The sequence below is a fragment of the Burkholderia sp. Ac-20345 genome, from assembly GCF_017104825.1.
In the GTDB taxonomy this organism is placed as follows: domain Bacteria; phylum Pseudomonadota; class Gammaproteobacteria; order Burkholderiales; family Burkholderiaceae; genus Burkholderia; species Burkholderia lata_B.
This window is the reverse complement of the sequence record NZ_JAAGPO010000249.1, coordinates 1-12,985: the sequence shown is the minus strand read 5'-3', so window position 1 is coordinate 12,985 and position 12,985 is coordinate 1. Positions and strand designations below refer to the sequence as shown.

The 12,985-nt window shown below is 68.6% G+C and carries 10 protein-coding genes and 1 pseudogene; 6 read left to right on the top strand and 5 right to left on the bottom strand.

From position 1 onward, the window contains the following. From G3O06_RS42570 to G3O06_RS42555, 4 genes are all read left to right on the top strand, one after another. Window positions 1–396, top strand: a 396-nt coding sequence (locus tag G3O06_RS42570) for an HlyD family secretion protein (protein ID WP_205819652.1), incomplete at its 5' end; no start/stop codon positions are given. Then, on the top strand, window positions 393–1,343 hold the full coding sequence (locus G3O06_RS42565) for an ABC transporter ATP-binding protein (protein WP_205819651.1): 951 nt from the start codon (window positions 393–395) through the stop codon (window positions 1,341–1,343). The genes G3O06_RS42570 and G3O06_RS42565, both read left to right, overlap by 4 nt. Beyond that, entirely contained in the window at window positions 1,340–2,494 is a 1,155-nt protein-coding gene (locus G3O06_RS42560) for an ABC transporter permease (protein WP_205819650.1), read from the top strand. The genes G3O06_RS42565 and G3O06_RS42560 overlap by 4 nt, the downstream gene beginning before the upstream one ends. 10 nt (window positions 2,495–2,504) lie before the next feature. Further along, entirely contained in the window at window positions 2,505–3,995 is a 1,491-nt protein-coding gene (locus tag G3O06_RS42555; protein ID WP_205819649.1) for an efflux transporter outer membrane subunit, read from the top strand. A 222-nt stretch (window positions 3,996–4,217) separates the two neighbouring features. Here G3O06_RS42555 and G3O06_RS42550 read toward each other — a convergent pair whose 3' ends face one another. Together G3O06_RS42550 and G3O06_RS42545 are read right to left on the bottom strand one after the other, a co-directional pair. Beyond that, a complete protein-coding gene (locus G3O06_RS42550; RefSeq protein WP_174972166.1) occupies window positions 4,218–5,432 on the bottom strand; it encodes a porin in 1,215 nt (404 codons plus the stop codon). A 489-nt stretch (window positions 5,433–5,921) separates the two neighbouring features. Beyond that, complete coding sequence (locus G3O06_RS42545; RefSeq protein ID WP_205819648.1) at window positions 5,922–6,986, bottom strand: phytoene/squalene synthase family protein; 1,065 nt, start codon at window positions 6,984–6,986, stop codon at window positions 5,922–5,924. A 373-nt stretch (window positions 6,987–7,359) separates the two neighbouring features. On the opposite strand from G3O06_RS42545, the gene G3O06_RS42540 reads away from it, so the two are divergent. After that, window positions 7,360–8,505 carry a glycerophosphodiester phosphodiesterase gene (locus G3O06_RS42540; RefSeq protein ID WP_174972169.1) on the top strand — a complete coding sequence of 382 codons (1,146 nt, stop codon included), beginning with the start codon at window positions 7,360–7,362 and terminating at the stop codon, window positions 8,503–8,505. Window positions 8,506–8,582: 77 nt separating this feature from the next. Here the strand turns inward: G3O06_RS42540 and G3O06_RS42535 are convergent, their stop codons facing one another. Together G3O06_RS42535 and G3O06_RS42530 are read right to left on the bottom strand one after the other, a co-directional pair. Next, a complete protein-coding gene (locus G3O06_RS42535; RefSeq protein ID WP_205819647.1) occupies window positions 8,583–10,211 on the bottom strand; it encodes a rhodanese-related sulfurtransferase in 1,629 nt (542 codons plus the stop codon). A gap of 110 nt (window positions 10,212–10,321) precedes the next feature. Next, entirely contained in the window at window positions 10,322–10,888 is a 567-nt protein-coding gene (locus G3O06_RS42530) for a cysteine dioxygenase (protein ID WP_174972173.1), read from the bottom strand. Between the two features lie 17 nt (window positions 10,889–10,905). On the opposite strand from G3O06_RS42530, the gene G3O06_RS42525 reads away from it, so the two are divergent. Then, on the top strand, window positions 10,906–11,880 hold the full coding sequence (locus tag G3O06_RS42525; protein WP_205819646.1) for a LysR family transcriptional regulator: 975 nt from the start codon (window positions 10,906–10,908) through the stop codon (window positions 11,878–11,880). Between the two features lie 61 nt (window positions 11,881–11,941). Here G3O06_RS42525 and G3O06_RS42520 read toward each other — a convergent pair. After that, window positions 11,942–12,880, bottom strand: a pseudogene (locus G3O06_RS42520) (acyl-CoA dehydrogenase family protein); the annotation flags it as partial. Window positions 12,881–12,985: the final 105 nt, after the last annotated feature.

Genomic DNA, 12,985 nt, shown 5'->3' with positions numbered 1-12,985 from the left:
GCCGAGGCGCAATGGAAGCTCGACCAGAAGCGCGTCGCCGCGCCCGCCGCCGGGCGCGTGTACGACACGCTGTACCGCGTCGGCGAATGGGTGCAGGCCGGCAATCCGGTCGTGCAGATGCTGCCGCCGCAAAACCTGAAGGTACGCTTCTTCGTGCCGGAGGCCGCGATTGCATCGCTCGCGCCGGGGCGCGCGGTCGCGATCCACTGCGACGGCTGTGCGGCCGACGTGCCCGCGCGCATCACCTACGTGTCGAGCGAGGCGGAATACACGCCGCCCGTGATCTACAGCAACGAGAGCCGGACCAAGCTCGTGTTCATGATCGAGGCGCGCCCCGCCGTCGCCGACGCGCCGAAGCTGCATCCCGGTCAGCCCGTCGCCGTGAGGGTGCCATGAACGCGCCGTACGCGATCGACGTCGATCGCCTGAACAAGCGTTTCGGCGACAAGCATGTCGTGAAGGACGTGTCGCTGCGGGTCGCGCGCGGCGAGATCTTCGGCTTTCTCGGGCCGAACGGCAGCGGCAAGACCACGTCGATCCGGATGATGTGCGGGCTGCTCACGCCCGACTCGGGCAGCGGCACCTGCCTCGGCTACGACATCGTGCGCGACAGCGCGCAGATCAAGCGGCGCGTCGGCTACATGACGCAGCGCTTCTCGTACTGGGAAGACCTGTCGATCCGCGAGAACCTCGACTTCGTCGCCCGCGTGTACGGGATGCCGGACCGCAAGGCGGCCGTCGCGCGCGCACTCGACGGGCTCGGCCTCGCGAGCCGCGCGGACCAGCTCACGGGGGCGCTGTCGGGCGGCTGGAAACAGCGCCTCGCGCTGGCCGCCTGCATGCTGCACGAGCCGGCACTGCTGCTGCTCGACGAGCCCACGGCCGGCGTCGACCCGGCCGCGCGCCGCGACTTCTGGGAAGAGCTTCACCGGCTGGCGGCACAAGGGATCTCGGTGCTCGTCAGCACGCACTACATGGACGAAGCCGAGCGCTGCCACAAGCTCGCGTACATCGCGTACGGCGAGCTGCTCGCGCAGGGCACGTCGGCGGAAATCGTCGCGTCGCAGGGGCTCGCGACCCGAGCGATCACGGGCGCGCATCTGAGCGAACTGTCCGCCCGGCTGCGCACGATGCCGGGCGTCGACCAGACGGTCGTGTTCGGCTCGGCGCTGCACGTGAGCGGCCGTGATCGCGCGCAGCTCGACGCGACGCTCGCGCAGGTCGCGGTGCAGGCCGGCGGGCCTGCCGCGCTGCAGGTCGCGCCGATCGACACCGGGCTCGAGGACGTCTTCATCTACATGATGGGCCGCGCATCCGGGCCGCCCGGTGGAGCGTCGTCATGAACGCGTGGGCGCGCCTGCGCGATGCGTTCTCGGTCGCGCGCTGGTGGAGCATCGTGCTGAAGGAGTTCCTGCAGCTGCGGCGCGACCGCGTGACGTTCGCGATGATCGTCGGCGTGCCGATCATCCAGCTCGCGCTGTTCGGCTTCGCGATCAACACCGATCCGAAGCACCTGCCCACGGCGGTAATCGTCGCCGATGCGAGCCCGTTCGCGCGCAGCTTCGTCGCCGCGATGCGCAATTCCGCATACTTCGACATCGTCGAGACGCTGCCCGACGAGGCGGCCGGCCAGCGTGCGCTCGCACGCGGCGACGTGCTGTTCGTCTTGAACGTGCCGGCCGATTTCTCGCGACGGCTGCTGCGCGGCGAGCGTCCGTCGCTGCTCGTCGAGGCGGACGCGACCGATCCCGTCGCGACCGCGTCGGCGATCGGCGCGCTATCCGGCCTCGTGCAGCCGGTCGCCGACAAGGACCTGACCGGCCCGCTCGCTCACCTGAACGGCCGCCCGGCCGCGTTCGACGTCGTGCTGCACCGGCTGTACAACCCCGAAGGCATCACGCAGTACAACGTCGTGCCGGGCCTGATGGGCGTGATCCTGACGATGACGATGGTGATGATGACGGGCCTCGCGATCACGCGCGAACGCGAGCGCGGCACGATGGAGAACCTGCTCGCAACGCCCGTGCGGCCGCTCGAGGTGATGACGGGCAAGATCGTCCCGTACGTGCTGATCGGGCTGATCCAGGTATCGATCATCGTGGCCGCGGCGCGGTTCGTGTTTGAGGTACCGTTCGTCGGCGGCGTGTTCGCGATCTACCTGTCCGCGCTGCTGTTCATCGCCGCGAACCTGACGGTCGGCATCACGTTGTCGTCGCTCGCGCAGAACCAGTTGCAGGCGATGCAGCTCGCGGTGTTCTATTTCCTGCCGAACATCCTGCTGTCGGGCTTCATGTTCCCGTTCGCCGGGATGCCGAAGTGGGCGCAGTTCATCGGCAACCTGCTGCCGCTCACCTACTTCAACCGCCTCGTGCGCGGCATCCTGCTGAAAGGCAACGGCTGGAGCGACCTGTGGCCGTCCGTGTGGCCGGTCGCGCTGTTCACCGTCATCGTGATGGGCGTCGCGGTGCGCTTCTACCGGCGCACGCTCGACTAGGGGCCGCACGATGAAACCGGCTTCGCGTCGCCTCGCCAACGCCACCCGCGGCTGCACACTGGCCGCCGCCGCGCTGCTCGTCGCGGGATGTGCGGTCGGGCCGGATTTCCACACGCCGGATGCACCTGCCACGCAGCACTACACGCGCGGCGAGCCGCCCGCGACGACGGCCGCCGCTGCAGGCCCAACCGGTAACGCGCAGACGTTCGCATCGGCCGCGCACACACCGCAGCACTGGTGGACGCAGTTTGGTTCCGAACCGCTGAACCGGCTCGTCGATACCGCGTGGCGCAACAGCCCGACACTCGCCGAGGCCCGTGCACGGCTCGACGAAGCGCGGCAGAACCATGCGGCCGAAGCCGGCGCGACGCTATTGCCGAAAGTCGATGCGAGCCTGTCCGCCACGCGCGAGCGGGTCGACACGACCGCGTTCGGCCTGCCCGCCAACGTGCCCAGCCCGGGGCCGTTCACGCTTTATGGCGCGTCGGTGAGCGTGTCGTATGTGCTCGACGTGTTCGGCGGCAACCGCCGTGCGCTCGAAGCGCTGCGCGCGCAGGTCGACTACCAGGCGTACACGCTCGACGCCGCGCGCCTGACGCTCGCGGGCAACGTCGTCGCGACCGCGATCCTGCGCGCATCGCTCGCGCAGCAGGTCGCGCTCACGCGGCAGTTGATCGACGCGCAGGCGCGACAGTTGCGCATCGTCGACGCGCGTTTCGCGGCGGGCGGCGTATCGCAGGCCGACGTGCATGCGCAACGCGCGCTGCTCGCTCAGACGCAGGCGTCGCTGCCGCCGCTCGAGGCCCGCCTCGCGCAGTCCGGCCACCGGCTCGCGATCCTGCTCGGCGTGCCGCCATCAGATGCCGTGCTGCCCGACCTCACGCTCGATACGCTCGCGCTACCGCGCACGCTGCCGGTCGCGCTGCCGTCGACGCTCGCGCGTGAACGGCCCGACATCCGCGCGGCCGAAGCCGTGCTGCACCAGGCGAGCGCGAACGTCGGCGTGGCCACCGCGAACCTGTATCCGCGCTTGTCGATTTCGGCGGGGATCGGCTCGGAGCGCACGCGCATCGCGGATCTCGTGAGCGGGCTCAATGTGTGGAATGTGGGCCTCGGCCTGACCCAACCGCTCTTTCATGGCGGTGAACTGCGCGCGAAGAAACGTGCGGCCGAGGCGGCGTACGACGCGGCGTTCGCGAGTTACCGGGAAACCGTGCTCGAGGCGCTGCAGCAGGTGGCCGATGCAATGCGCGCGGTCGAGCACGACGCGGCTGCACTGCAGGCGAGAGACACCGCCGCGCAGGAAGCGGCGGCCAGCGACAGAATTGCCGGCGACCGTTACGCCGCAGGCGGGATCAGCACGTTCGACCTGCTCGACACGCAGCGGCAGGCGCTGCAGACAGCGCTCGACCGTACGCGCGCGCAGGCCGACCGGCTCGCCGATACGGCGGCGTTGTTTCAGGCGCTGGCGGGAAGCTGGACGGATGACGCGGTGGAATGACAGGCTGGACAACATTGGCACAGGCCTGATGCTGCCGTCTACGCGCCGGTACCGCATGAGTGGTGCGCTAGTCAGGTGCGGCTTTCGTCGCCATCCGCATCCGGTCGATGCCGGCCGGCGACGGCACCGGAATACGCGCCACACGTATCGCAAATAAAAAACCGGCCCGAAGGCCGGTTTTCATACCGCATGCCGCAAGCAGCGCTCGCGCGCCGCGCGACATCAGAAGCGGTGGATCATGCCGACGCCGACGCCGATCTGGTTCTGCTTCGAACCTGCGCCCACGCCGTCGCCGATCGACGTCGTTGCAGCGATGATCTTGCCGCCGTTCAGCGTGTTGCCGCTCGAATGCTGGTACGCCTCAACTGCGTACAGGCCCGTGCGCTTCGACAGGCTGTAGTACTGCGACAGCGTGACCTGGTGGTACTTGGCCGAGCTGGTGATGCCGTTCGACTGCGTTGCCGCCGTGTACGAGTAGCCCGCTGCGAAGTCCCACTGAGCGGCTGCCTTCCAGTGCAGCACGGCGCCTGCCGTGTTGAAGATGGCCGTGTTGCGGAACGCCGAACCCGTGCCCGGCGTGTACTGGACGTTCGAGTACGATGCCGAAATGTCCCATGCCGGCGTGAACTGGTAGCCCGCCGTCACAGCAATACGCTGCTGCGATTGCGCGGTAGCGTAGCCGTTGTTGATCGACGAAACTGCCGGCTGGTTGCCGTCGCCCGATGCCGTCAGGCCGTTCTGGACCGTCGAGTTCGCGCCCCACACGCCGCCGCCGAGCGTCGCGTTGTTGACCTTCTGGTAGCCGACTGCGATGCCTGCCGGGCCGTTCAGGTACTGGATCGCCGCGCTCCACGTCGAGCCGCGGTTCGTTGCGCCTGCAACGCCGCCGAACGAGTACGAACCGCCGACCGTGAAGCCGTAGAACTTCGGCGACATGTAGACGAGCGAGTTGTTCGCGCGGTAGCTGGTATCCAGCGAGTCGATATCGCCCGGGTGCGCGCCGTAGTAGCCGGTCAGCCAGGTCGTCGGGCTGTACGGCGACAGCAGCGTGTAGTACGCGGTGTACTGGCGACCAGCCGTCAGCGTACCGTACGTGCTGTTGGTCAGGCCGACCCACGCCTGGCGCGTGAAGATGCCGTTGGTCCACTGCGACGAGCCGTTAGCCGTGTTGACGCCGGCTTCCAACTGGAAAATCGCCTTCGTGCCGCCGCCGAGATCTTCGCTGCCCTTCAGGCCGAAGCGGCTGCCTGCCCACACGCCGGTGGACATTTGCACCTTCGAGTGACCACCCGTGGTCGCACCGACTGCCGACGAGTTGTTCTGGTAAGCCAGACCGTTGTCGACGATACCGTACAGGGTCACGCTGCTCTGGGCGTGGGCGGCGGTAGCGGCTGCAAGGCCCACTGCCGTCATGGCGAAAGCGACGCGCTTTTTCATTGATTCTCCGTCCTCAAAGAATGATTTCTTTTCTGGTGTGGTTTTATGACTGACACATGTGCGAGTACATGCCGACGCGATTCTGACGGATTACCGATTATTTCCCAATACGCACAGTCGGTCATCGTATGATCGACGCAACGCACGGGTTCACCAAGCAGTTACATAACACCTGAAAACGCTTACGTAGCGGGCCTTTCCGGCATTTCCCGGTGAAAACCCTAGCTTTACATTTTTACGGGTGCAACGCGACCGTCGGATGTCGTCAGATGCCTTCGGCAAATTACGTCTTACAAATGCGCGACCGCGGCTGACGCCACGATTCACGCCGCCGCGAAGGATCGCTGACGTTCATGACACCCACGTTTCGCGACACGAAATAATGAAAACGTTTTTAGTCGACGCGCGGGAGATGCGCGGGAGCGGCCCGGCGAACGCGGGCCGAGGGGCGATGCCGGCACCTGTCGTGCCGGCATCGTTCAGTGCGATTCAGCGCGTGGCCGGTTGCACGAGATGCGCGCTCACGGCATCGGCGAGCGCGGTCATGCGCGCGCGAATCGCGGCGTTCGAGCCGACCAGCGCGAGCGACGACGCCATGATCCGGTAGACGCGCTTTCTCGGCACCTTGGCCGGCTTCGCCGGATCGAGCCAAGCCACGTTGCCGGCCAGCAGTTCGAGCGTTTCGAGGCCAATCATGATCGGCCACAGGCACGCGAGCCGCAGTCGCACGAAGCGGCGCGGGATCGCGAGCGTATACAGGCACGCATCGCGATACTGGTCGAGCGTCGCGCGCAGCAGCTCGACGAGTACGCCGCGCGCGCGCGCCGACGCATCGGGCGCCATCAGGTCGGCGACGCCTAGCCCGTGTGCACCCAGCACGTCGTCGGGCAGGTAGCAGCGGCCGATGCGCAGATCCTTCCCGCAGTCGCGCAGGATGTTGGTCATCTGCAGCGCCTTGCCGAAACGGATGCCCTTCTCGCACATGTCCGGCAGGTTCCAGCCACGCGCGGCCGGCGTGTGCATCCCCGTCATGTCGGTCCAGAACTCGCCCACGCAGCCGGCCACGAGATACGTGTAGCGGTCGAGTTCGCCGCGCGTCGGCAGCGACGCGACCCGCCCCGACTGCTCGTCCGGGAACGTGCGCAGGTCGAACACCATCCCCGCCGTCAGCGTCGCGACGACCTTGCGGATCGACGCGCGATCGGCATCCGGCTGCGTGCGCAGCAGCGCGAGCATCGGCTCCATCGAGCCGAGCAGCACGTGCTCGTGCGAATCGGTCTGCATCCGCGTCACGTCCTCGAGCGCACGCGACAGCGCAACGCCGTCGCCGAGCCGTTCGACCTCGTCGCGCAGGTCGGTCAGCAACGCCGCCCGGCGATCGGGTGCGACGAGCGCCGTGTCGGCGATCGTGTCGGCCGCGCGCGCGAGCAGGTACGCAAGGCCGACCGGGTCGCGCATGCCGTCGGGCAGCACGCGCAGCGTCAGGTAGAAGGAGCGGGAAACGTTCTTCAGCAGGTCGCCGAGCAGGAAAGCGGAATCGGTTCGAGTCGTCATGGGTCGGGAAAAATCGGCCGGCGCGGGCCCCGGCGCACACGGGCGCCGGGCGCCCGCACCGGCCCGCGAGTCGCCGCATCGTCGCGCCAGGCGGGCGTCGGCCCCGGCGCGGCGATGCAAAATTCCCGCAAGTTTAGTGCATCCGGCCCGCGACCTGCCTGAGACGGCCGGAATGCGTCACGCCCCAGGCCGCAGCAACCGCTCTTCCGCGGGCATCGCGCCCCAAAAATACCCAATGGAAAGCACGAAGTAATACATATGTAATTATTCGGTGCGACGATCGCGTCCCATTCGACTCCGTGCGACACGGCACGACAGCCGCACCGCCGGATCGATCGCCCCTTTCCGACTCTCGTTTCGAAGGTTCATCGACATGCTCTTCAAGCGCCCGACCTCCCTGCGCTACGTCCCGTTCGCCTGTGCCGCCGCGTTCCTGCTCGCCGCCTGTGGCGGCGACGACGACGTCGCGTCCGATCCCACCCAGCCGATTTCCGCGAAGGTCCAGGTGGTCGGCCATCGCGGCGCGAGCGCGCTGCGCCCCGAACACACGCTCGCGTCGTACCGCAAGGCGATCGAGGACGGCGCCGACGTGATCGAGCCCGACCTCGTGTCGACCCGCGACGGCGTGCTCGTCGCGCGTCACGAGAACGAGATCTCGGGCACGACGAACGTGTCGACGCTGCCGCAGTTCGCGAGCCGCAAGGCGACCAAGACGATCGACGGCGCGGAGCTGACGGGCTGGTTCACCGAGGATTTCACGCTCGCCGAGCTGAAGACGCTGCGCGCCCGCGAGCGCATTCCGCAGGTCCGCCCCGCGAACACCGCGTACAACGACCAGTTCGAGATCCCGACGTTCGACGAGATCGTCGCGCTCGCGAAGCAGATGTCGGCGCAGACCGGCCGCACGATCCACCTGTATCCGGAAACCAAGCACCCGACCTACTTCCAGTCGATCGGCCTGCCGCTCGAGGACCGTCTCGTCGATGCGCTGCTGAAGGATTCGTACACGGCACGCACCGCGACCGTCTACATCCAGTCGTTCGAGGTCGCGAACCTGAAGACGATCCGCAACCGGATCAAGTCGAGCCAGCCGAACTGGAAGCTCGTGCAACTGATGGACGAAGCCGGCCAGCGCCCGTACGACTTCGTGAAGGCGAACGACAAGCGCACCTACGGCGACCTGTCGACGCGCGACGGCATGCGCGAGGTCGCGACCTATGCGAACGGCGTCGGCCCGTACAAGACGTCGATCATCGCGGTCGCCGCGGACGGCACGCTGCAGCAGCCGACGCCGTACGTGCGCTACGCGCACGAGGCCGGCCTCGTCGTGCATCCGTACACGTTCCGCCCGGAGAACAATTTCCTGCCCGCGTCGCTGAAGGACGGCGGCACGCCGGCCACGCGCAATACGGCCGGCTCGGTGCGCGAGATCCAGGCGTACCTGCGCGCGGGCATCGACGGCTTCTTCACCGACGATCCGGCCGTCGGCCGCACGGCCGTCGATACGTTCAAGCGCTGATCGCGCCGAACGTTCCCGCCATACGGTAACGGGGCGCGGCGCACTACGTGCCGCCGCGCCCCGTTACGCCGCATCGATCAGATCACGTTGAAGTGATGCGTGCCGTCCCGCTTCAACTGATCGACCAGCCCGTACTCCCAGTCGAGATATGCCTGCATCGCGGCCGCCGCGTTGTCGGTGCCTTCGTACGGGCGCCGGTAGCGATCGACGCGCGGTGACGCCAGATGCGTCTCGCCGCTTTCGAGCGGCAGCCCGGCCTCGATCCACGCAGCCGTTCCACCGGTGAGCACCGAGATTTCAGCCGAAGCCGGCAGCAGCGCACGCGCGTCGTCCGCCGCGAACCGCGCCAGCAGGCTCGACCCGCACGTGAACACATAGCGCTTCGCGGCCGGAATCGCCGCGAGCGCGTCGCGCAACTGCGCACGCACGGCGAACCACGCGCCCGGGATATGGCGCTTCACGTAGTTCGCGCTGGCCGTCACGTCGACGATCGCCAGCTCGCCCGGCGCGGCCTCCTTCAGCCAGCCCGCGAGCGTCGCGGGCGATACGTCGGTCACGGTCGGCGTCGCCGGCACGTCGCGCGGCGGCTGGCCGTGCTCGCCGAACTTCGCCGTACCGTCCTCCGGCTCAACGACACGCACGTCCCAGCCCATCTGCGCGAGCCACGACGCGGTCATGTCGGCGCGCACGCCGTCGTCGTCGGCGAGCACGATCCGCGCGCCGCGCACGGCCGCGTGATGATCGGTCTCCTGTACGAGCTGGCCGCCCGGCGTGCTCAGGAAGCCCGGCAGATGGCCGGCTTCATACTCCGCCGGCGTGCGCACGTCGAAGCGGTACAACGTGCGGCCCGGCGCTTCGAGTGCGGCGACATCCGCGAGCGCGATGCGCGGCACGCCCGCGCGTTCGGCCACCGCGCGCGCCGCCTGGCGTGCGTCGGCGCGCTGCGTCGCGTCGATGTCGTCCGGAAAGCGTCGCGCGGCGCCACGCTCGAGCGTCTGCCCGGCAAGCGTCCAGCCGATCGTGCCGTTGCGCAGCGCCGCGACCGGATTCGGCAGCCCCGCGTTGACGAGCGACTGCGTGCCGATGATGCTGCGCGTGCGGCCCGCGCAGTTGACGATCACCTGCGTCGCCGGGTTCGGTGCAAGCGCGCGCACGCGCAGCACGAGTTCCGCGCCCGGCACGCTCGTCGAGGTCGGGATGTTCATCGTCTGGTATTCGTCGAAACGGCGCGCGTCGACGATCACGACATCGGCCTTCGCGTCGATCAGCGCCTGCACCTCCTGCGCGGACAGCGACGGCGTATGCCGCTCGGCCTCGACCCATTCGCCGAACGACTTGCTCGGCACGTTCACGTCGATGAACAGTTCGCCGCCCGCGGCGAGCCAGCCCGCGAGGCCGCCGTCGAGCAGCCGCACGTCGGTGTAGCCGAGTTGCGCGAGCTTCGCGGCCGCGCGCGGCGCGAGATCCTCGCCGCCCGCTTCGCCGAATACGACGATCGGCGTGTCGCGGCGCGGAATCCGCGTCCACGCGTCGAGTTCGAGTTTCGACAGCGGAAAGTTGGCGGCCCACAGCGGGTGGCCCTGCGCGTACGGATCTTCCTCGCGTACGTCGATCAGTGCGATCTCGTCGCGGGCCAGCAGGCGTGTGCGCACGTCCTGGTACGACGCGACGGGAAAGCGGGAAGTGGAATCGGCGGATTGCGTCACGGTGTCTCTGTCTTGATTGAATGCGTTGAAGTCGGTGAAGAAAGCGGAACGGATGAATCTTGGGCCCGCCGGCGCATGCGCGGCAACCGGCCGCGCCGGCGGGCGTTGCATCAGGCGTTCGAATAGCCCGACACGAAGGGCTTCACGGTGCCGTCGTCCAGGTACACCGCGCGCTCGACCTTGCCGATGTTCGCGCCGTACACGTGGATGCTGATCGATACCTGGTCGGCGAATGCGTTGGTCACGCGATGGACGTCGCCGATGCGCGGCGACACGGCCTCGATTTCGCCCGGCTGCAGCCGCACGGCTTCGCCGGACGGCACCGGCTTGCCCGCTGCGTCGAACCGGTACGGCTGCGAGAATTCGCCGCCGCGCAGCATCCCGATCAGCCCCCACACCGTGTGGTTGTGGATCGGCGTCGTCTGGCCGGGCCCCCACACGAAGCTGACGACCGAGAACCGCTCGTCCGGGTCGAGATGCAGCAGGTACTGCCGATAGCGCACGGGGTCGGGCTGCGCGAATGCGTCGGGCAACCAGTCGTCGTGTTCGACGAGCGCCGCGAGCAGCGCGCCGCCCTCGTCGAGGATGCGCGCCTCGTTCGCGCCGGACGCGAGCAGCGCGCCCAGACCGTCGACGAACGGCCGCAACGGCGTCTGATGCAACGAAAGCGTACTCATCGGCTGACTCCTCGAATATGATGCCGAATATGATAGATCGTCATGATGCACCCGAAAGACCATGCAGAACAAACATGAAAATTAGCGATATCGACGCTTTTGCAGCGGTCGTCCGCTGCCAGACCCTGAGCCAGGCCGCGGCCGAGCTCGGGATGACGCAGCCGGCGATCACGCGGCGCGTCCAGAATCTCGAGGAAGCGCTCGGCGTGATCCTGCTCGATCGCAACACGAAACCGCCGCGCCCCACCGACATCGGCCGGCAGGTGTTCGAGCAGTGTCGCGCGATCCTGCGCGAAGTCGATGCGCTGCGCGAGCTGACGGCCGGCGAGCAGCCGCCCGCCGGCGAATTCCGGATCGGGCTCACGCAGGGCCTCGGCGAGTTGATGCTGCCCGCGCTGATCGCCGAACTCGCCGCGCAGTGGCCCGCGCTCGCGACGCAGGTCACGACCGCGTGGGGCGGCATGCTCGTCGAGCGCGTCGCCCGCCGCGAACTCGATGCGGCGCTCGTGTTCCTCGCGAGCGAAATGGTGCTGCCCGCGCAGGTCGAGGGCGAACGGCTGCTGGCCACGCGGCTCGTCGCGGTCGGCCGCAAGGGTGACTGGCCGCGCCGCAGCTACCGGCTCGCCGATTGCCACGCACGCGGCTGGGTGCTCAATCCGGACGGCTGCGGTTTTCGCGCGGGCTTGCGGCGCGCGCTCGACGCGCAGGGCCTGCCGATGCCGGTCACGCTCGACACCTACGGCCGCGACCTGCAGTTGCAGAGCGTCGCGAACGGCTTCGGCATCGGGCTGATGCCGAAGCCGCTCGTCGAAGGCAGCCCGCTGCGCGATGCGCTCGACATCGTGCCGCTCGCCGATTTCAAGCCGCAGATCGATCTGTGGTTGCTGCGCCGGCACGATGCGGCTCGCTTCGACGCGCCGCTCGCCGCCGTTGCCGCGCATGCGCGCACGGCGTTCGCATTGCCCGAGCAGACGCACGGCAAGGCTGCGTGACCGTACCGGGCGGCGACGGCATCGCGCCGCCCGATCGACGCCCGCGCCGGCCCTGCTCCAATCACGCATCGCCGCGGCCGCGTCCGGTCTCGTTGACCGGCGCCCCGCCCGTCTCCGCGTCGCCCTTCGGTTCGTCTTTCGTCTCGCCCCGGCTCACCGCTTCGAGTACCGCACGCCCCGCCGCCACCGCGATCGCATCGTCCTGCGGCGTATGCACGCGGCTGCACAGTACGTCGCGATAGTGGCGTTCGAGCGGATTCGCGCGGCTCAGCCCGTGATTGCCCGACAGCTTCAGCGCCTGCTCGACCACGCGGATCGCGTGCTCAGTTACGGTGCGCTTGACGAGGCCGCTCGTCGTGACCGCCGGTGCATTGCCCGCGTCGGTGCGCGCGATGTGATCGTCGAGCAGCACGCGGTTCGCATGCAGCCAGCCCTCGATTTCGCCGACCGCTTCCTGTATGCGCGGCAGCGTCGCGAGCGGCGCGCCCAGCCCGCTCGGCGCACGCGTCGTGGCAAACCCGACCAGCCAGTCGCGCGACGCACGTGCCACCGCGTCGTACAGGCTACCGAGCAGCGCAACCATCCACGCCTGCTGGTCGGCCTGCGCGTCGGCATCCGCATGAGTCGCGGCCGACACGGCCCATGCGTCCGGCGCGCGTACGTCGACCGCGTGATCGGCCGGCAGCCGCACGTCGTCGAACACGACCTCATGGCTGCCTGACGCACGCAGGCCGAGGTGATTCCAGCTTTCGATCACGCGGATGCGATCGCCATCCGCATCGTGGTCGCGCGGCACGAGAAACACGCCGACCCGGGGCGCCGGCTCATCGGTACGCGCCCACACGGCCAGCCAGCGCAGCGCCGGGATCCCGGTGCTGTACAGCTTGTGGCCGGACAGCCGCCAGCCGTCGCCGTCGCGCCTTGCAATGGTTTCCGGCAGGCCGCCGCGCGACGGCGAACCGAGCGCCGGCTCGACGCGCAGCGCGTTGATCAGCGCGCCGCGTGGCGATCGATTGCCGCGGTTGCTGCCTTTCCGCATGACCCAGGGAATCCGTTTCGATGTCCGCCAGCCTTGCCGCTTCCTCGCCGTCGCCGCAGCCGCGTG